18 protein-coding genes are annotated in these 19636 nt (G+C 65.3%); 10 read left to right on the forward strand and 8 right to left on the reverse strand.

The window, feature by feature from the left end:
* The first annotated feature begins 158 nt into the window (after window positions 1-158).
* Together LQG66_RS20615 and LQG66_RS20620 are read left to right on the forward strand one after the other, a co-directional pair.
* Complete coding sequence (locus LQG66_RS20615; RefSeq protein WP_231317519.1) at window positions 159-1109, forward strand: aldo/keto reductase; 951 nt, start codon at window positions 159-161, stop codon at window positions 1107-1109.
* 225 nt (window positions 1110-1334) lie between these two features.
* The gene (locus LQG66_RS20620) at window positions 1335-2522 is read left to right on the forward strand and encodes a TAXI family TRAP transporter solute-binding subunit (protein WP_425601231.1); all 1188 of its coding nucleotides are present in this window, start codon (window positions 1335-1337) and stop codon (window positions 2520-2522) included.
* A 127-nt stretch (window positions 2523-2649) separates the two neighbouring features.
* On the opposite strand, the gene LQG66_RS20625 is transcribed toward LQG66_RS20620, so the two are convergent.
* Window positions 2650-4017: a sensor histidine kinase gene (locus LQG66_RS20625; protein WP_231327871.1), complete on the reverse strand. Its 1368-nt coding sequence runs from the start codon at window positions 4015-4017 to the stop codon at window positions 2650-2652.
* Complete coding sequence (locus LQG66_RS20630) at window positions 4017-4688, reverse strand: response regulator (RefSeq protein ID WP_231317520.1); 672 nt, start codon at window positions 4686-4688, stop codon at window positions 4017-4019. The genes LQG66_RS20625 and LQG66_RS20630 overlap by 1 nt, the downstream gene beginning before the upstream one ends.
* A gap of 540 nt (window positions 4689-5228) precedes the next feature.
* Between LQG66_RS20630 and LQG66_RS20635 the strand changes: the two genes are divergently transcribed.
* Window positions 5229-6836 (forward strand): glycosyltransferase family 39 protein, encoded by a 1608-nt coding sequence (locus LQG66_RS20635; RefSeq protein ID WP_231327872.1) that lies wholly within the window; start codon window positions 5229-5231, stop codon window positions 6834-6836.
* A 319-nt stretch (window positions 6837-7155) separates the two neighbouring features.
* Window positions 7156-9789: an autotransporter outer membrane beta-barrel domain-containing protein gene (locus tag LQG66_RS20640; protein WP_231317521.1), complete on the forward strand. Its 2634-nt coding sequence runs from the start codon at window positions 7156-7158 to the stop codon at window positions 9787-9789.
* 324 nt (window positions 9790-10113) lie between these two features.
* On the opposite strand, the gene LQG66_RS20645 is transcribed toward LQG66_RS20640, so the two are convergent.
* The 3 genes from LQG66_RS20645 to LQG66_RS20655 form a co-directional block, all read right to left on the reverse strand.
* Complete coding sequence (locus tag LQG66_RS20645; RefSeq protein WP_231327873.1) at window positions 10114-10635, reverse strand: flagellar basal body L-ring protein FlgH; 522 nt, start codon at window positions 10633-10635, stop codon at window positions 10114-10116.
* 213 nt (window positions 10636-10848) lie between these two features.
* Window positions 10849-11043, reverse strand: coding sequence for a hypothetical protein (locus LQG66_RS20650; RefSeq protein ID WP_231317522.1), 195 nt, complete (start codon window positions 11041-11043; stop codon window positions 10849-10851).
* On the reverse strand, window positions 11040-11369 hold the full coding sequence (locus tag LQG66_RS20655) for a hypothetical protein (protein ID WP_231317523.1): 330 nt from the start codon (window positions 11367-11369) through the stop codon (window positions 11040-11042). Before LQG66_RS20655 ends, LQG66_RS20650 begins: the two co-directional genes overlap by 4 nt.
* An 845-nt stretch (window positions 11370-12214) precedes the next feature.
* Between LQG66_RS20655 and LQG66_RS20660 the strand changes: the two genes are divergently transcribed.
* The 6 genes from LQG66_RS20660 to LQG66_RS20685 all read left to right on the forward strand — a co-directional run bounded on the left by LQG66_RS20660 (window position 12215) and on the right by LQG66_RS20685 (window position 17061).
* Entirely contained in the window at window positions 12215-12694 is a 480-nt protein-coding gene (locus LQG66_RS20660) for an SH3 domain-containing protein (RefSeq protein WP_231317524.1), read from the forward strand.
* Window positions 12695-12900: 206 nt separating this feature from the next.
* On the forward strand, window positions 12901-13455 hold the full coding sequence (locus LQG66_RS20665; RefSeq protein WP_231317525.1) for a glycine-rich domain-containing protein: 555 nt from the start codon (window positions 12901-12903) through the stop codon (window positions 13453-13455).
* A 4-nt stretch (window positions 13456-13459) separates the two neighbouring features.
* Entirely contained in the window at window positions 13460-14278 is an 819-nt protein-coding gene (locus LQG66_RS20670) for a TIGR04222 domain-containing membrane protein (RefSeq protein ID WP_231317526.1), read from the forward strand.
* An 83-nt stretch (window positions 14279-14361) separates the two neighbouring features.
* Window positions 14362-15186 (forward strand): NAD(+)--dinitrogen-reductase ADP-D-ribosyltransferase, encoded by an 825-nt coding sequence (locus tag LQG66_RS20675; protein ID WP_231327874.1) that lies wholly within the window; start codon window positions 14362-14364, stop codon window positions 15184-15186.
* Window positions 15187-15198: 12 nt separating this feature from the next.
* Window positions 15199-16086: an ADP-ribosyl-[dinitrogen reductase] hydrolase gene (draG, locus tag LQG66_RS20680; protein WP_231317527.1), complete on the forward strand. Its 888-nt coding sequence runs from the start codon at window positions 15199-15201 to the stop codon at window positions 16084-16086.
* Between the two features lie 33 nt (window positions 16087-16119).
* Window positions 16120-17061 carry a cobaltochelatase CobT-related protein gene (locus tag LQG66_RS20685; protein ID WP_231317528.1) on the forward strand — a complete coding sequence of 314 codons (942 nt, stop codon included), beginning with the start codon at window positions 16120-16122 and terminating at the stop codon, window positions 17059-17061.
* Between the two features lie 224 nt (window positions 17062-17285).
* On the opposite strand, the gene LQG66_RS20690 is transcribed toward LQG66_RS20685, so the two are convergent.
* From LQG66_RS20690 to LQG66_RS20700, 3 genes are all read right to left on the reverse strand, one after another.
* On the reverse strand, window positions 17286-18026 hold the full coding sequence (locus tag LQG66_RS20690) for a hypothetical protein (protein ID WP_231317529.1): 741 nt from the start codon (window positions 18024-18026) through the stop codon (window positions 17286-17288).
* A gap of 60 nt (window positions 18027-18086) precedes the next feature.
* On the reverse strand, window positions 18087-18773 hold the full coding sequence (locus LQG66_RS20695) for a hypothetical protein (protein ID WP_231317530.1): 687 nt from the start codon (window positions 18771-18773) through the stop codon (window positions 18087-18089).
* Window positions 18774-18874: 101 nt separating this feature from the next.
* A complete protein-coding gene (locus tag LQG66_RS20700; RefSeq protein ID WP_231317531.1) occupies window positions 18875-19585 on the reverse strand; it encodes a hypothetical protein in 711 nt (236 codons plus the stop codon).
* Window positions 19586-19636 lie beyond the last annotated feature (51 nt).

Consider the following 19636-nt stretch of genomic DNA (forward strand, 5'->3'; position numbering starts at 1 on the left):
TCTGACGATGCCGGACCGTCTTCGGGGCAAGCCGCGCCACGGTTTGGGCCTGGTCAGATGCGTGATGGCGCTGGCCCGCCATACCGTTGCCGATCTGGTCGTGGGCTGCAGATGGAGGCAATCTGCCCAGATCGTCCCAACCCAATCGAGAGCCTCCCATGAAGCTGCGTCAGCTCGGCCGTTCCGGCCTCTCCGTTCCGCCCCTCTGCTTCGGCTGCAACGTGTTCGGCTGGACCGTCGACGAGGCCGCCTCGTTCCGGCTGCTCGACAAGGTGCTGGACGAAGGCCTGACCTTCCTCGACACCGCCGACGTCTATTCGCGCTGGGTGCCGGGACACACCGGCGGCGAGTCCGAGACCATCATCGGCAAATGGATGAAGCTGCGTGGCAACCGCAGCCGGATCATCCTCGCCACCAAGGTCGGCATGGACATGGGCGACGGCAAGGTCGGGCTGAAGGCCGACTACATCGCCCGCGCGGTCGAGGACAGCCTGCGCCGGCTGCAGACCGACGTGATCGATCTCTACCAGTCGCACAAGGACGACGAGACGACGCCGCAGGAGGAGACGCTGGCGGCTTACGACAAACTGATCAAGGCCGGCAAGGTGCGCGCCATCGGCGCCTCCAACTTCTCGGCCGAGCGGCTGCAGGCCGCACTCGACATTGCCAAGACCAACAGCCTGCCGCGCTATGAAAGCCTGCAGCCGGAATACAGCCTCGCCGAGCGATCGTCCTACGAGAGCGCGCTGCAGCGCGTGTGCGAGGCGAACGGCATAGGCGTCATCACCTTCTTCTCGCTCGCGGCCGGATTCCTCACCGGCAAGTATCGCTCCGAAGCCGACTACGGCAAGAGCCCGCGGGGGCAGCGCGGCATTCCGAAATACATGAACGAGCGCGGCATGCGCATCCTCGCCGGCCTCGACGCGGTCGCCAAGGAGACCGCTGCCGAGCCCGCTTCGATCGCGCTGGCCTGGCTGCTCGCCAAGCCCTCGGTCACCGCGCCGATCGCCAGCGCCACCAAGCCGGAGCACGTCGACACGCTGGTCGCAGCGACGAGACTCGAACTGACAAAGGACCAGGTCGCGCGGCTGGATGCGGCCAGCGCGTGAGCTGATCAATTCTCTCCGCCATCATTCCGCGGCGCGCGATATCACGCAGGCATCGATCGCGCGCCCAGGCTGCAGTGAGCGGGCGAGACAATTTCGAGCCGCATCTCACCGCAATTCCAGCACAGACATGGAGCCGCTTGGGCCGCTTTGCAGCGTCTTGCGCATCGCCACGCCGATGCCAAAATTCGGCCCGGATCGAACTGCTAAGTCCACTGTCAATTTAGAATGACTCGAAGGAAGCGTTCGGTGGATCGTGTGGCGCGCGTAGCTGTTTGCGCATTCGTGTTGTCAATCATCTCGTCATCTCTCCCGGTATGCGGCGGCGTTGCCCAGGCCCAGCAAGCGCAGCAGCGCGCGCCCACGACCGGAGGCCCGGTGGGCAACCTGCCGGACCGCGAAGCGCTGAACTCCGGAACGGTGACCGTGATCACGGCGCCGATCGGCGGCCCGATGTCGGTGATGGGCTCCGACATGGCGGCGGTGCTCGACGAGGGCGAGAATCTGCGCGTGCTGCCGATTCTCGGCAAGGGCTCGGCGCAGAACCTCGTCGACATCATCATGTTGAAGAACATCGACATGGGCTTCGTCGCCACCGACGCGCTGGAATACGTCAAGACGGAATACAACATCCCGGACATCGCCCAGCGCGTGCGCTACGTCGCGCAGCTGTTCCACAACGACGTCCACATCGTCGCGCGGCGCGAGATCCGCTCGCTGCAGGACCTCAACGGCAAGCGCGTGTTCGCCGAGCGCTCGATCGGCCTGCCGGCGGCGCAGACGATCTTCCGGCGTCTCGGCATCCGGGCCGACATCGACTCGCAGACCGATCCGACCGGCGGCCTGCAGAAGCTGATCGACGGCCAGGGCGATGCGTGGATCGCCTCTGTGTCGAAGGATGCGCCGATCATCAAGGGCATCAGGAACGACGGCGGCCGGCTGCATCTGCTGGACATTCCCTATGACCGGGCGCTGCAGGACATCTATCTGCCGTCGTCGTTCTCGTCCGAGGAGTATCCGAACCTGGTGCCGCCGGGCCCCAAGGTCGACACGGTGGCGGCTCCGACCGTGCTGATGGTCTACAACTGGCCGGAGCAGAGCGAACGCTACCGGCGCACGGCGCGGTTCGTGAATGCGCTGTTCGACAAGATCCAGGTGCTGCAGTCGCCGCCGCGGCATCCGAAATGGCGCGACACCGTGCTGTCGGCGCCGGTGCAGGGACTGATCCGCTTCAAGGCGGCGCAGGAATGGATCGACGGCGCGAGCCGCGTGCAGTCGCCGGGGCAGGACGGCACGCCGGCGGAATTCCGCAAGTTTCTCGACGACCGCAAGGCGCAGGCGCGGATGTCGCCGAACGAGGCGGCGAAGCTCTACAGCGACTTTCTGAAATGGCAGCGCACCAAGGAGCCGCGCTGAGGCGCGCGTGAGCGTTCGAACTTCGTAGAGCCGGAACTCATTGCTCCGAGCGCGGGGGGCCTGCCGTTTCGGCCGTGCGCCTAACGGCAGGTATCGGACCGCCGGACGCGACCGATCGGGCAGTTTCCTACTGCGCGGCGCGCGCGAAGCGCAGTTCGACGGTGGTGCCGCCGCCTGAGGTCTCGCGAAGCCCGAGGCGGCCATGATGCGCCGCCATCACCTGAGACACGATCGAAAGTCCCAATCCCATCCCTTCGCCGCGGGCGTGTCCGCGTTCGAACGGCTGCTGCAGGCGTTCGAACTCATCCGACTGCAGGCCTGGTCCGGCGTCGATCACACTGAGACTCGCGGCGGCGTCGACGGCGACGAGAATGGGACCTCCTGACCCGGCATGTATGACGGCGTTCCTGATCAGGTTCGAAAGCGCGACCGCGATCGCCGGCTCCGACCCCCGGATCCACACCGGAGACTGAGGTCCGTTGAAACCGATCTCGCCCCCCGCCTTGAGCGCCATCGGCACATGCTCGGCCGTCACCCGACGGGCCAGCGCGACCAGATCGATGTCGGCGAGTTCGGCCGGCTCCATCGATATGCGCGCGAGCTGCAGCAGCATGGTGACGATCGTCGACAGCTTCTGGTTCTCGGCAACGAGCCGGGTGCGCAGGCCGGCATCCTCGACCGACTCGAGCATGGTCCTCGCATTGGTCAGCGGGGTCCGCAGCTCATGCGCGGCGTTGGACAGGAAATTGCGCTGCGCCTCGGCGGCGAAGTCGATGCGCGACAATGCGCGATTGAACGCCGCGACCAGCGGCAGCAGTTCGGCCGGCGCGTCCCGTTCGGGCAGCCGGCGGCCATCCGGTACACCGTCGATCATCTCGGCGGCGGTCGCAACCGCGCGCACCGGGCGCGCGATCAGCGTCGGCACGAACACCAGCGCTGCGACCACCGTCGCCAGCAGTACGAGAATGATGGGAAGCGCCACGATCGTCGCGTCGGTGAGCGTGCCGAGCATCAGCTGCGTCGACGTATAGGCGACGCCACCGGTTTCGATCCAGACCTCGCCGACCGACGTGTTCCGGACGGCCGTCATCCGCTTCAGGTTTCTGGTCTCGCCGTCGATCACGTAGGCGAGGAAACTGGTGCCGTCCTGCACCGCCGACGGCTTGTGCGGACGCCACTTCGGGATCGGCCCGAAGCTGACCTCGCCGCTCTTGTCGGACACGACATACCAGAAGGTCGGAAATTCCCGGATGATCTTCTCGAGGCGCGGCGTCTGCGTGACGAGCAGCTGGCCTCCTGCATTGCGGGCAACCGCCTCTTTCAAGGCATCAGCGACGTCGGCGGCCCCCCACGTGCCATCATCGTCACCACCGAACCTGATCAGCAGCGCGGCGGCGCAGATCAGCATGATCGTGCTGACGATACCGATCAGCATCGCGGACAGCACCGTGATGGAGCGGCGCATCCCCTTGAGCTTCTGCCACTTCGATCTCATCACTCGCCGCTCAGGAGATAGCCGAGGCCGCGGACCGGCCTGATCGCGGCCTTGCAGTTCGCTTCGCGCAGGCGGCGGCGCAGCCGCGAGACGTGGGCCTCGATGGCATTCGACTGGATCTCGTCCTCGAAGCCGTAGGCCGCGGATTCGAGCGTCTCGCGCAGGACCACCCGCCCGCTGCGACGAACCAGCGACTCGAGAATCGCCAACTCCCGCCGCGGCACGACGATCGGCTTCTCGTCGACGCAGACGGCGCGATTGACGATGTCGTAGCTCAGATTGGCAATGGAGACCACGGCGCCGCGGTCGAGGAACAGGCGCCGCAGCACCGCTCTGGCGCGCGCGACCAGTTCGATCGGCTCGAACGGCTTGGCGACGTAATCGTCCGCGCCTTCGTCGAGCGCACGCGCAATGTCGAGCGGATCGTCGAGGGCCGTCAGCACCACCGTTGCCGGGCTTGGCTTCTGTTGCCGCAGGTCCGGCAGCAGTGCCAGCCCGTCGCCGTCGGGAAGACCACGGTCGATCACGACGAGCTCGAAATTGCGCACAGCGATCGCCGCCCGCCCCTCGTCGAGCGTGGTGACGAGATCGGACGAGCCGAAGGCCGTCGCGAGTGCATCCCGCAGCCAGATCCCGAGCTGAGGGTCATCCTCAACGACCAGAACGCGCACGCCAGTCTCCTGCATCATTTGCGATCGCTGTTCCTATGATTACGGACGGATTACAATAGGATTACGTCGGCAGCATCCGGGCACCGTTATCCGAGCCCCGGCTCCAGAGCTCGTTAAAGCGTGCGCCCGTCGATCCCGCCAGCGATCCTGCTTCTTCCGCTGCGCTGGGACATCTCGACTGCACGCTGCAGCTTTCATTCCACCGCGGATCTGATCGAACCGCGTTTGCATCGGCCACCTCGCGCCATGGCCGTTGCCAATATCGGTGGTTGCAAACCCGATGACTTCTCAGCCACCGTGATTGCAATCGTATGACGTGCGGCTCCCCGGATGAGTCGACTGATCGCCCCCCGCGCTCCGTGCATCGCGATGACGCGGAACGTCAGCCTGTCGTAATCAAGTTCGACGAGGTTCGTGTCCCCGCGCAACAGCCCGCTCGAAATACCCTCACATGGAATCTGACACATGATCGACCGCACATCGCGTACGGTCGCGCCCCATCATCGGCTTCGAAGGCCCTTCTCCGGCGTATCGTCGTTGATGGCGGCTGGCACGTCCTGCGATTTTGCGTTCTCGGCGATGGCCAAACGGTCGGACCGCAATCCGGCGGCCTGGCGCCGGCCGTTCCTGTCCTGGCTCGACGGCGTCGAGGCCGGCTGGGCTGTGCCGCTGCTGCTGGCGTGCTTCGTGGCAGTCTGGACGATCTATCTCGTCATCGCCTATTGCGGCGCCGGGCTGCATCCGGATGTCCTGGAGACCTGGACGTTCGGACGACACTTCGCCTGGGGCTACGCCAAGCATCCACCGCTGATGGGATGGGTCGCCGGCGCCTGGACCACCGTGTTTCCGTCGGCCGATTGGTCGCTGCACCTGATGGCGATGACGAACGCGGCACTGGCGCTGTGGTTCGTCGACCTCATTTCGCGACGCTTCGTGACCGGGGACAAGCGAGCGATCGTCCTGCTGCTTCTGATGCTCACGCCGGTCTATCAATTTCACGCGCAACGCTTCAATGCCAACTCGGTGCAGCTCGCGACGTGGCCGCTCGCCACCTATTGTTTTCTGCGCTCGTTTGAAACCCCGACGATGCGTTGGGCCGCCGCAGCCGGCGTCACCGCCGCGATCGCGCTGCTGGGCAAGTACTATTCGGTCTTCCTGGTTGCGAGTTTCGCGCTGGCCGCGCTGCTCCATCCGCAGCGGCGGGCCTATTTCACGTCCGCTGCGCCCTGGATCTCCGCGGTCGCCGGCCTTGCCGCCCTGGGGATGCATCTGGACTGGCTGGTCGCATCCGATGCGGCGCCCATTCATCACGCGCTGATGCATGCGCAATCCGACCTGTCGACGTCGCTGCAGGATTCACTTTCCTTCGTGATGGGACTTGCCGCCGCGATGGCCGTACCGGCCGTGACCTGGGTCATGACGGCCGGCACGCGCATCACCCGCTTCGCCAAGGACTTCGCAGCGCTGAACGACGGCCTGCGGCTGCTCTTCTACGTCGCGATCGGAACAGTCGGCCTGCCCGTCGCCACCTCGCTGATCATCGGCACCGACCTGCCCTCGCTGTGGGCACTCCAGGGACTGTTCTTGTTCGCCGTGCTGGTCGTATGCGGCGCAAGCTATCGGATCGAGCGATTCTACACCGTCAACATGGCGGTCGTGGTCGCCGCAATCGCCATCGTGACCCTCACCATCGCCGCTCCGCTTCACGCACTCTACCGCAACAGTTTCGGTTATGAAGAAGGACGCACCTTCTACCGTCAAGTCGCATTGGAAACGACGCGCCAATGGCGCGAATTGACCGGGGGCCCGCTCGAACACGTCGGCGGCACCGAAAGCCTGGCCTTTGCGACCGCATTCTACAGTGCCGATCATCCGCTTTACGGGCTGCCCGCGTTGCCCTCTCAACCCGACGCGAACACATCGCCCGGCGCGTTCACGGATCACGGCTGGGTTTCGCTCTGCTTCCGTGAACAGGCCGATTGTATCGACGCGGCGGAAGCAATGGCCGTTGCGTCGGGGAATTACGTCAGGCGAGAGTTCACGGTGCAGTCGCGGCTGTTCGGACTGGCAGGACTGCCGCGAACAGTCATCGCATTTCTCGTGTCACCTGCGATAGGCAGCGGCGGGGGCAGTCGCCGTTCGCCTTGAGCCCATCGCCGAACGCAACAGGACACCGAGTGCTGCGCCGGAGCTTCGGGCCGCGCGCTCCGCATCGATCCCGCCGATCCACTCAGAACGTGCTGACATCGGCGCGGGGGCGCGAATGCCCCGCTCGACGAATCCAGATTTGCCCGATGACGCAACACCGCGCGGCGCACGACCGTTACGGGTGACGCGCCCGAATACAACCTGTGTAGCAACGCGGCAACATCTCATACATGTTTCGTTGTTGCTCGACGTTTCCACAAACGCACGCCATGCTTCAGATGATACATTTTGTCGTGATCGTTGCGTAAGCCGGATGGGGATGAAATTGCAGGTCGGACAGGGCATCGAAACGTTGCGTGAAGTGGGCACGCGTTGCAGCCGGTTTCGCTATGAGAGCAGCGTCTCGGCGCTTGCCCTCGGACTTGCGGTCCTGGCGCTGGGGACCGGAGCAGCCAGCGCCGACTGCACGCCGGCCGCCGCCGACAGCGTGACCGCGACCTGCTCCGGCACCACGACCAACCAGGGCGCGGGCGCGCCCGGGACGAGCGGCAGCACTTATGGCTACGGCACCGGCGTCGAGACGGCGGTCACCGTCAACGTCGCGACCGGAGCCACGGTCAGCGGCGTGAATGCCGGCCTCAACCTGCACGACGGCAGCATCTTCAATTCCGGAACGATCACCGGCACGACCTTCGAAGGCATTCAGGGCTTCAATCTGGCCATCGTCAATGCGGCCGGCGCCACGATCACGGGACACAACAACGGCATCGATGGCTTCACGGCCTTCGTCATCGTCAATTCCGGCACCATCTCCGGGTCGTCCGCCATCATCAGTCCGTTCGGCTCCGGCATCATCACCAACAATGCCGGCGGCCTCATCACCGGGACCAACGGCGGAATCGCCGGCGGCCACGGCACCCAGGCGATCTACAATGCGGGCACCATCAGCGGCGGCTCGGTGGGTGTTTCCGTCGACAATGGCTCGCTGGTCTACAACACCGGCACCATCAGCGGCGGGATCTTCAGCATCGCAATCACCGGCTCCTCGATCGTCAATGCCGGCACCATCAACGGTGTCGTCAGCCTGACCGGTGCCACCAATACGTTGACTCTGCTGCCGGGCTCGGTGATCAACGGCAATGTGGCGGGAAGCCCGAACAATATTTTGCAGCTCGGTGGCAGCGGCACCGCGACGTTCGATATCTCACAGCTCGGTTACACCGCGCAGTACCGCGCCTTCTCCACCTTCAACAAGATCGACAACTCGGCCTGGACCCTGACCGGCACCAGCACGTACAGCGGCGACGTCAACGTCAACGGCGGCAATCTGCGGATCGACGGCAATCTTGCTTCCGCCGCCAGCACGACCGTGAACGCGAGCGGCACCCTGAGCGGCATCGGCACGGTCGGCCGGACGACGGTCGCGAGCGGCGGCATCCTGGCGCCCGGCAGCGGCGTCGCCGGCACCTCGCTCAACGTCTCCGGCAATCTCGCCTTCCAGTCGGGAGCGATCTACCTGGTGCAGGTCTCACCCACGGCCGCGTCCACGACCAATGTCAGCGGCACCGTGACGCTCGGCGGCGCGACCGTGAACGTCGCCTTCGCGCCGGGCGACTACGTCGCGAAATCCTACACCATCCTCACCGCGACCGGCGGCGTCTCCGGCAGTTTCGCGTCGACCGTCGCTGCAAACTCGACCACGCTGACGCGGTCGCTCAGCTATGACGCCAACAACGTCTATCTGAACGTCGCACTGGGCTATAGCGGCCTTGCCGGTCTGAGCGGCAATCAGGGCGCCGTCGGCAATGCCCTGACCCATGCCTTCAACGCCGGCGGCGGCATTCCCGCGGTCTATGCGTCACTGACGCCGTCCGGCCTCACGCAGGCCTCCGGCCAGCTCGGCGCGTCGACGCAGCAGACGACGTTCGGCGCGATGGGGCAGTTCATGGGCCTGTTGACCGATCCGGCGCAGCGCAGCGCGACGAGTTCTCCGGGCGGCACGACGGGCTATGCCGAGGAGGACGATCGCGCCAGCGCCTATGCCGCGCGCCGGCGCAGCGATGCCTTCGCGATGGTCACCAAGGCGCCGGCCGCAGCATTCGCTTCGCGCTGGAGCGTGTGGGCCGCCGGCTTCGGCGGTTCGCAGACGACGGACGGCAATGCCGTAGCCGGCTCGACCAACACGGCGAGCAGCCTCTACGGGACCGCCGTCGGCGCCGACTATCTGATCTCGCCGAACACGCAGGCTGGCTTTGCGCTGGCCGGCGGCGGCACCAACTTCAGCGTCACCGGACAGGGATGGGGTCGCTCCGACCTGTTCCAGGCCGGCGCCTATCTGCGCCACGTGCAAGGCCCGGCCTACGTCTCGGCTGCCCTCGCCTATGGGTGGCAGAACGTCACGACCGACCGCATCGTCACCATCGCCGGCACCGATCATCTGAGCGCCGCGTTCAACGCCAACGCCTATTCCGGCCGCATCGAGGGCGGCACCCGCTTCGTCGCACCGTGGATCGGCGGCATCGGCCTCACGCCGTACGCGGCGGCCCAGGTGACCGCCTTCGATCTGCCGGCCTATACGGAGCACGCCGTCGCGGGCGGCGGCGCCTTCGCGCTGGCCTATGCAGCGAGGACGTCGACCGACACGCGCACCGAGCTCGGCCTGCGCAGTGACAAGTCGTTCGCCATGCAGGACGCCGTGCTGACCTTGCGCGGCCGCGTGGCCTGGGCGCATGACTTCAACCCGAACCGTGCCGTCGCCGCGACTTTCCAGGCTTTGCCGGCGGCGAGCTTCGTCGTCAACGGCGCGGCGCAGGCCAGCGATTCGGCGCTCACCACCGCCTCCGCCGAGATGAAATGGACCAATGGCTGGTCGGCGGCTGCGACCTTCGAGGGCGAGTTCTCGAACGTCACGCGCTCCTACGCCGGCAAGGGCGTCGTGCGTTACGCTTGGTGAACTCCGGCGCCAAATGAGAGGTTCGTGGGAATTCCCCGCCGCACGAAAGCTCATCATGCGCGTCATGAACGACGCAGGACAGCGCCCGCGGCGCGGCATTGGGCATTCGACCAGGCTCGTCGGGCGGCCTTCCGACTGGCTGGCGAGCCGGGCCTTCAGCGATGCTGCCGTCCCGACGCGCTTGGCGCCACCGTCGGGTTGCTGCGGAGCGCCGGGCGGCAGGCTGCGCCGATCGCGGCCGATCTGCGAGAGCGCTACGAATCCCTGAACTCATTGTGCGCGAGGCATCGTGCGCGCGCGTGCGCCACGGATGGCGCGGCAGGCCTAATTCCGCGCATCGCCCGGCTGTTGCCTGCCATCGGCAGTCCCGCGCCTGCGGTAGGAGATGCGCGCCTGCTTCATCGTCACGGCGTCGATCGTGTGATCGACGCAAATGTCGTCGGAGCGGATGACGCCGGCGACTGCCAGGTCGACGATCTCGCCATCGATCCGCATCGCACGCCGTCCTTCGACGGCCAGACTGCCGTTCAGCAAGACCTTCGTGACCACGGCGGCAACGCTCATCCTCACTGCGTCCCGCCGGGGCGCCGTTGTCTTGTCGCCGCTCGCACTCGGCGGCGACCCTCGCCGCAATTGCTCGGCAGCGGAAGGCTCGCCCTTGGCTGCGACCCGATCTGTGGTGCCGTCGCTCTCCGTCTGCACAGTTCTATCGGACGCGCGCGCTTCATCGGCCAAGCTGACCACGACCGTCACGATGTCGCCGATCTCCGCCGCACGCGGCTTGACGGCGCCCTGCGCTTCACTTCGCACCAGTCGCCTTGGATGATGCACAAGCGTGGGAGCCATCGGTGAGGGCGGCTGAGACGGCTCCGGCTGGGGCGTCGGGTCGTCCGCCGGCAAAGGCGGCGGAGCCGACAGCGACGGACTGTCGAGCGGTCCGCAGCCGGTCGTGACCCCGAGGACCGCGGCGGCCACAAGGGTTCGTGCGATGCTGTCGAGTGTCACGAAGAGCTTTCGAGAACGGTGAGGTTGGTGCAATGCGCTTCGGCCAACATTCCGTCAGATCCATGCGATCGACGACGCCGCCAGCTTGATCACGATCGGCTGCTTGTCTGGTCCGCCGCGAAACCAACCGGGCAGCAGCAGCAGATGAAACCTCTCGGCCGGGAGATCAACAGCGGCCGGCGATGGCGAAGACGGCAAGACCCCGCTGCTGCGGGGCCTTTTCACGCGGTCCATGCTGTCGGCTTTCAATAGCCTTCCCAGGCACCGTCCGAATAGCCATCGCTGTAGCCGGACACATAGCCATGGCCATAGCCATAGCCGTGGTCATATCCGGCATCGTAGTCGTCGACGTAGCGACGGCGATAGACGACCCGAGGCGGCGGATAATCGTCATAGCTGTACACGTAGGTAGGGGCCCGGGCGGCCGCCGCAGACCCCAGCAGGGCACCGATCGCCAGTCCCCCGACCACGCCGGCCGCGACAGCCGCGCCGCGATTGCCACCGGCGCTGGCCGGCGTCGCCGTCGTGCTTGCCGTCGCCAATGCCACGACGAGAAGCGCACAAATCTGCTTCATTCTGTTCTCCTTGACCGATCGCCCGAGGCGACTCCAGCCGCGAAACTGAGCCGCGCAGCTTACCGCATCATTACGACGGGCCTGCCGACGCGACGGAGTGTCGGGATCATGAGGTCTCGCCGCGGCCGCACCTGTTACTAAGCGATAGCTAATAACGAGACCGACCGTGTAGATCGTGTTGTCGATGCGGGTTCGGAATCAGACATGGGCCCGGAGCGCTCGCCGCCATACGGGGGCTGCCCCCGATCGCTCCGGCCAGCGCGCCAACGCAGGCCGTTCGGGCATGTGGGACTGGGGTCACGATCCGAACGGCCTGCTCACTGGATGCTCACGACGTTCGAAGCCATGCGGCGCGCCAGCGCGAGATGGAGTATGCCGCAGTGGGCGGAGCCGATCTCAGGTTCAGCTTCCTGTCTGCGACGGCACTCCATTGTCCTGCCGGGCGAGGCCGCATCGAGATCCGGCGAGCGATCGCTCCCGGTTCACGCGGTCGATAGGGCGAATGACACGACTTCGATCGTAAGGACACGCACAAGGTGGCGACCTCGCCTTACAACAGCATTACGTCATCAGGCCGATGCGCGCGGATCGTGGTCCGTTTGACGGTGGTCATCAAAGCGAGTCGCTGTGAGCCGGAGCCCGTGCGCGTCGGCTTCCGGTAACGATCGAAGCGCAAACGGCCGGCCGTCTCTCCCATGGAGATCCGGGAAAATTCGAACGAAGACCATGCTGATTTGCCCAGGCCTGCCACGACAGTCGGCAGCAACCCTGGGGCCGATGCAAGCGGTCTTCTCTTCCGGCTTGGCAGTGGCGGGACGAGCGCACGATGGACAAGGAGTCATCCCATGAGAACCAAGCGCCTCTTTCACGTCGCGGCACTGCTGATTTTCATCGGCCTTGCCGAAAAGGCCGCGGCGGCTGAAGTCGCGGGCTATTCCGGCGTCAACTTGAACGTTCGGTCCGGACCGAACGTGCGATTCGCGGCCGTCGGCCTCCTCGGAGCCGGCACATCGCTGACGATCCACGGCTGTCTCGCGGGCTACACCTGGTGCGACATCAGCGCCTCGGGACTTCGCGGCTGGGCGTCAGGCGCGCACATTCAATTCGAATATGAGACCCGTCGCGTCTATGTTCCGGCTTATGCGCCGCGCGTGGAGATGCCGATCCTCACCTCCCACATCGACAGCTATTGGCACGACTACTATCGCGATCGTCCATTCTACGACGAACTGCCGCGCTGGCTCGACTCCCACTGGGAGGACGACAATTCGCCGCCCGGCTGGCGTGACAATTGGGACGATGACTATTCCGGTCACGAATATTGAACGACTGCGCCATGCGTGAAAGCGCCTGCACGCGAGCGTCCGCCCTGCTGACACTGGTCCATCCGTCTCGGGCGAGACATGGCGCAAAATGGCACAAACCTGGGCCACGAGACCCATGACGGCCGCGTCCGGGGGAGCCATCAGCCCAGTGGAACCGGCGCGGTACTATGCTATAAGGGGCCGTGCACGATCTCCGGGAGCTTTCGGTGCAGCGCGCGCGGGTGAAGATCGATGTCGAGGCCAACGAGCCCGGCTGGACCCCCGCACGCGAAGAGCTGTGGCGGCGCATCGCCGCGCATGATTTCGAGCCCGACACGCCACTCAACTTCACACAGCGGCTGGCCCGCGACCATGGCTGGAATCTCGACGAGACCCGCGCCGCCATCGAGGCCTACCGCCGCTTCTGCTTTCTCGCCATGGTCTCGCCGACGCCGGTCACGCCGAGCGAGGCGGTCGACGAGGTCTGGCATCAGCACCTGATCTATTCGCGCGACTATTGGACGGTCTGGTGTGGCGAGCGGCTGCAGGCGCCGCTGCATCACGATCCCACCCCGGGCGGTCCGGAGGCGCAGATGGTCTACCGCCGCCAATATGCCGAGACCCTGGCGCTACACGAACGCTTCTTCGGGCCGCCGAGCGCCGATCTGTGGCCCGCGACACATGTGCGCTTCGCCGGCCCGCGCTATCACGTCACCGACCGCAACCATTGCCTCATCATGCCGCGGCCCAGCGCATGGCTGCGCCGTCTGTTCAGGAGATGATCCCTTGCCGCTCAATCCATTCGACTGGACTGCCGGCCCGTTCCTGCTGCTGTATGTTGCGAGCGCAGCCCTGATCTTCTGGCTGGGCTTTCGAACGCGGCGGACCATCGGTCCTGCCGCATCGACCATCCATCCCTTGCGCGAGCTGGAGCTGGCGTATCTGGCCGGCGGCGAGCCTCGTCTGGGCGACGCCGTTCTGCTCGGCCTCGCATCGAAGAACGCCGCGACGTTCACGCCTCGCGATCACAGAATCACCGTGACCGATCAGGCGGCCCTGGCCACCCTGATCGACAGACCACCGCGTCTCGGGCTGCACCCCGAGATGACGCGGCCGGAATTCCAGAAAGCGCTGGGGCCGCTGGTCGCTCGCATCCGGGACCGCTTGACGGCGATCGGCTACTATCCGAGCAACGCCCAGATGACCGCCTTCCGCAGCTCGGTGCTGCCTTTCGTCGGCGCCCTCCTGCTGTTCGGGGCCATCAAGGCCGTGGTCGGCTCCGAGCGGCATCATCCGGTCGGATTCCTGCTCATCCTGCTCGCAGCGACCTGCTTTGCAGCCTACATTCTCGCAAAGCCGCCGACGCGGACGCGCGCCGGCAACGACGCCCTGCGCAACTACCAGGCGTCGCACACGCGCGCGGGCCGTGCTCCGCGCGAGCATGAATTGCTGCTGGCGGTGGCGCTGTCCGGCGCGGTGGTGCTGTCCGGCACCGCCTATGCTTCGGTGCTGGCAACCTCGAAAGCGCTCGGCAGCAGCGGCGACGGCGGCGGGGGTGGCTGCGGCGGGGGCGGTGGTGGCGGCGGATGCGGCGGCTGCAGCTGACCACGGCCATCGTGAACTCCCTCGTCGACGATCGTGGCAGCGAAGCCTTTCCCGCCGAAGCGCAACGCGGCATCATGCACGTCATGAATGACGCAGGACAGCGCCCGCGGCGCGGCATCGGGCATTCGACCAACCTGGTGGGACGGCCCTCGGAGTGGCTGGCGAGCTGCGCCTTCAACGACGCCGCCGTTCCGCTGCACATCTGGGGCGTCGTCGAGATGAACCCCAGCCTGTTCACGATGCTGGCGCAGGCGGACGACCTCGCCGAGGCCGGCGAGGCGTTCTCCTCCTACATGATGGCGATGTTCGGCCTCGATCCGGAGCAGCACGCCGCGGCGTCGGCGGGCCAGCGGCGCTTCCGCTCGTCGTTCCTGCGGCTGATCCAGGGCTGGAGCTTCGACAGCAACGGCCCGGAAGGCGCCGTGCTGAAGGGCTGGGTGGAGAGCCGGTTCGGTCTCTGCCCCTCCTTCCACAAGGAGATCATCGAGCACGTGGCGAGCCGGGCCTGGACGACCTATGTCGAAGAAAAGATGTCGAGCCGCTTCCACAACAACGCGATCTGGGTGCAGCTTGATCTCTTGTTCGAGTTCTGCCAATGGGCCATCCGCCGCTTCGTCTGTCCCGGCGAGACGCATCTGACGCTCTACCGCGGCGTCAACGCATTCGACGAGCATTGGATCGTGGACCGGACGGCGCGGCGCGAGGCGGTGATCCGGCTCAACAACCTCGTCTCGTTCTCGTCCGACCGCGACACCGCCGGCTGCTTCGGCGACACCATCCTCACCGCACGCATTCCCGTCAGCAAGATCCTGTTCTTCAACAGCCTGCTGTCCTCCCACGCGCTGAAGGGCGAGGGTGAATATCTGGTGATCGGAGGCGAATACCGGGTGAGCGTGGACTATGTGTGAGAAAGCAGCAGCATGACCGCGCCCGATGTCGAGGAGCGCGCGCTCGCGGCCTATCTGGGCCTTGCGATCGGCGATGCGCTCGGCGCCACCGTCGAGTTCATGACGACCGTCGAGATCGCCGCGCAATATGGCGTGCATCGTGAGATCGTCGGCGGCGGCTGGCTGAAGCTCGCACCGGGCGAGGTGACCGACGACACCGAGATGTCGCTGGCATTGGGGCGCTCGCTCATCCGCAGTGGCGGCTTCGATGCCCGCGACGTCTGCGAGGAGTTCGCGGCCTGGCTGAAGACCGGTCCGGCCGATGTCGGCAACACCTGCCGGCGCGGCATTCGCCGCTACGTCATGCATCGCACGGTCGAAGGCGCGTACGCAGAAGGGGACGCCGGCAACGGCGCCGCGATGCGCGTGCTTCCTGTGGCGCTGGCGACACTCGGTGCGCCCGACAGAGCGGAGACATGGACGCTGGCGCAGGCCCGCGCTACCCATCATCATCCGTTGTCCGACGACGCCTGCCTCGCGCTGGTGCGCATGACGCACGGCCTGCTGCAGGGGACCGGCAAGGACGCCGTGCACAGCGAGGCCGAGGCTCTCGTCGGCAGGCACAAGGCGTTCCGCTTCGCGCCCTATCCCGGCCAGAGCTCGGCGTTCATCGTCGACACCATGCAGACGGTGCTGCATCATTACCTCGCGACGGCCTCATTCGCAGAATGTCTCGTGCGGACCGTCAACCAGGGCGGCGACGCCGACACCACCGGCGCGCTCGCCGGCATGCTCGCGGGCGCCACCTACGGGCTCGATGCGATCCCTGCGCGCTGGCGCGACAGGCTCGACCGCGAGGTCACTGATGCCATCCGCGCGCAGGCGCCGCGCTTGCTGGCGATCGCGCGCGAGGACCGATGACGACTGGTTTGATCGCAATCACTGGAGCTGGGCTTGTTTTGGCGCAACGTTTTTCTGACAATGCTCATTGCGTTGATGGCATTGAGCTTTCTGCCATCGCTTCGGAAAGCGCGTCGTCGCCCGGTCCGGTTCGACCGCGATCGACCTTATCGGGTCTACACCCGGGAGTTCGACGTGGAGATCAACGCCAACGATTTGGATGCGTTCCTGGCGGCGCTCCCGGATCCTGACCACGGCTACTCCGAGCGCTTTACCGAGGCTGCCCCGCAACAGCTGTACGACCTCGAAACGGAGCTCGCTGCAAGAGCAGAGCGTACGGCCCCGATCCCGCCGCAAACCGACGCCGACGATGCGATCGTGTCGTTGCTGATCGATCATTCCGGATCGATGCGCGGACGACCCATGCTCTTTGCTGCCCGGGCTGCGCTGGTCGCGTCCGACCTGCTGGAGAGCCTCGGAGCAAAGCTGGAAGTGCTCGGCTTCACGACCACGCGCTGGAAGGGCGGCCAGAGCCGGGAAAAATGGCTGCGTGACGGTCAGCCCCCTTATCCTGGGCGCTTGAACGATCTTTTGCACATCGTCTATTGCAGTGCCGGTGAGACGCTGGGAACGCAACACTGCGCAGCCATGCTGCGGAAGGATCTTGTCAAGGAAAACATTGATGGCGAAGCCATCGCATGGGCGGCATCGCGTCTGCGCCAGCGCAAGGAACGGTGGAAATATCTGATCGTGCTGTCCGACGGAGCGCCGGTCGATGATTCCACACTGATCGAGAACGGTGATGGCTATCTGAGCCACCATTTGCGTAGCGTCACCAGCGAAATCGAGGAGGCCGGCGACATTCAGCTCGCAGCGATCGGCATCGGCCACCCTGTCGAGCGCTACTACAAGCAAGGCGTCACCATCAGATCTCCGGACGAGTTGGAACAGACCATTGTTCAGCTCATCGGGCGGCTTTTGTCCCAATCGTCCTGATGCGCTCGTGCGCAGCCGCATATTCGGCTTGCGCGCAACCCATCTCGTCGGCCAGCGCGCGGCTGCGTCGGGCAGGCGCTTGCGCGGCAAGCACGCGGCTTGTATCCCGGGCGAACGCAGTCTTTGGCCGGCATGTTCACAACTTCACGTGACGATGTGGTCTGAGTCCGAGGAGGAGTTCGGCAACCTCATCACCGGTGCCGGACAGGATTGGAGCAACGTCATCAGAGCGATAGAAGAGTAACCATTGGCGCTTCGACGACGGTCATCTTCGTGATAACGTTGGCGCTGCCGAAATAGGCAACGAAAACAACCGTGCTACCCCAATTGAACTCGAGGGAATAGGCATTGCCGCCGGCCGTGGCGTAATACCCGGGAGGTGGCGCGTTGCCCGTGCCCTTTTCGGTGTCCCCGGCAGGCGAATTCAGCGCGACGACGTAGGCATTGTTTCCCGACGCGTCCTGGGGTCCTCCGATGATGCCGAAGACAGCAAGCTTCGACGAATTGAAGCGGAACGACAGCTGCATCCAGTTCGGGTTCGTCACACCCTGTAATGTTTCCTTCTGGCTCACGGGAACGGGCTGCCCAATGGGAAGCGGCGTCGACGCCGGCCCGATGCCGGGACTGAAGGCCTCGACCCATATCGGTGTGTTCGAGTTGGCGCTGATGTTGGTCACATTCAGATTGTTCGCCTGCCAGTTGCGGGTGAGGATCTGCGGCTGAAGGCTGAGCGCCGGCGCAACGAAGAATTCCGGCGCGCCCGCGCCACTCGTCAACGCGAGTTTTCCGGCATTGTTCTCGGGGGAGGTGTTCTGGAAGCCGAGGATCATCGATCCGTTCGGTGTCTGGGGCATGGTCACGCCATCATTGACAGCGAGAATCACCGGCTCCCCTTTCCACACGGTCGTGGTCTGGGGATTCCCCAGCGCGCCCGAACGACGTGTCGGCGGAAGAATCGGCGGCATTGTCACCATAGACACGACAAGAGAAGCCGTCCGCAATCGCCAATAGCGCCCGGACAGGTTCTAAAGGGACGTCAATTGGACCATGACCGGAGACGACGTCATCGACGACAGGTTCGCCACAAATACCACCGCAGCGCCCCAGTTGAACGGGAAAGTGTAGCTGTTGGCCGTCGTGGTCGCGTAATAGCCGGGCGGCGCAGCCACATTTGTACCGGCCCCAGACGTCGACGGCGCGTTCAAGGCGATCACATAGGCGTTGTTGCCGCTGGTGTCCAACGGACCGCCCACGATCGCCAGTGTTTCCAGAGTGGCAGAGCTGGCCGTGAAGCCAAGCTGCATATAGCTCGGTAGCGTCGTGCCCTGCGCCGCCTCTGTCACGGCGAGCTGAAGCGGCGTTCCAACCAGCAGCTTCCGCGGAACGACGCCGGGGATACCCGGACCAAAGGCCTCGACATAGATCGGCGTCGCCGAATTCGGGCTGACATTGCTGATATTGAGATTGTTGCCTTGCCAGTTCTGGGTCAGCACGCTGAAGTAGCTCGCCAGCGCGGGAACGTCCAGGCGCCGGGGCTGCGACCCGCCGGACGTGATGGTCAGGACGCCCGCATTATTCTGTGTCGCGCGATTGAAATAGCCGAGCACCATCGAACCATTCGGGGTCACCGGCATGGTGACCCCCTGGTATTGCTGCAGTAGAACGGGCGAGCCGGTCCAGGCTGCGTTGGCCAGCGCATAGCCAGTGATCATCGGCGCACATCCTTGTTGCAGAAATCGACCGCTTGCTGGTATCGACCGCGTGCTGGCAGCGGTGATCACCGCCACCAGCACGCTGCTTCGCTTCGAAGCGATCAGAGCGAGATCATCTGTACGCTCACCGGCGCCGCCGTGGACGGCGACATGTTGGCAACATAGACCACCGACGAGCCCCAATTGAACTCGAGCGAGTAGCTGTTGCCGGCGGCGGTCGCGTAATAGCCCTGCGGCGCGGGTGTTCCGGTGCCCGGCCCGGTATTGCCCGACGGCGAGTTCAGCGCGACGACATAGGCATTGTTGCCGGACGAATCGGCCGGGCCGCCGATCACGGAAACCAGCGTCAGGTTGGCGGTGTTGGACGTGAAGATCAGCTGCATCCAGTTCGGGTTGCTGGTGCCTTGCGCGACCGCCACTGGCTTGAGCGTGATCGCGGAGCCGATCGGCAGCGCAACCGGCTTCTGCCCAGGCAGACCAGGTCCGAACGCCTCCACCCAGATCGGCGTCGCCGCAGCCACGCTGATGTTGGTCACGTTGAGATTGTTTGCGCCCCAGTTGTGGACGTAGATGGTCGGCTGCACGAGAAGTGCGGGAACCGGCAGGAACGTCGGCGCGGATCCGCCTGAGGTCAGCGCCAGCTTGCCGGCGTTGTTCATGGACGACGTATTCTGATAGGCGAGCACCATCGACCCATTGGTGGTCTGCGCCATTGAAAGTCCATCCGGTGGACTGATCGTCGTCGGCGACCCGTCCCAGCTGGCTGTCGTTTTCGGAGCGCCGAGAATGGAAAATGCGTGTTTGGCTGACATGAGTTCCTCTCAATATTTTCTGGCTTTGGAAGTACGGTCGATCGACTTGGT

Source organism: Bradyrhizobium ontarionense (assembly GCF_021088345.1).
Classification (GTDB): Bacteria; Pseudomonadota; Alphaproteobacteria; order Rhizobiales; family Xanthobacteraceae; genus Bradyrhizobium; species Bradyrhizobium ontarionense.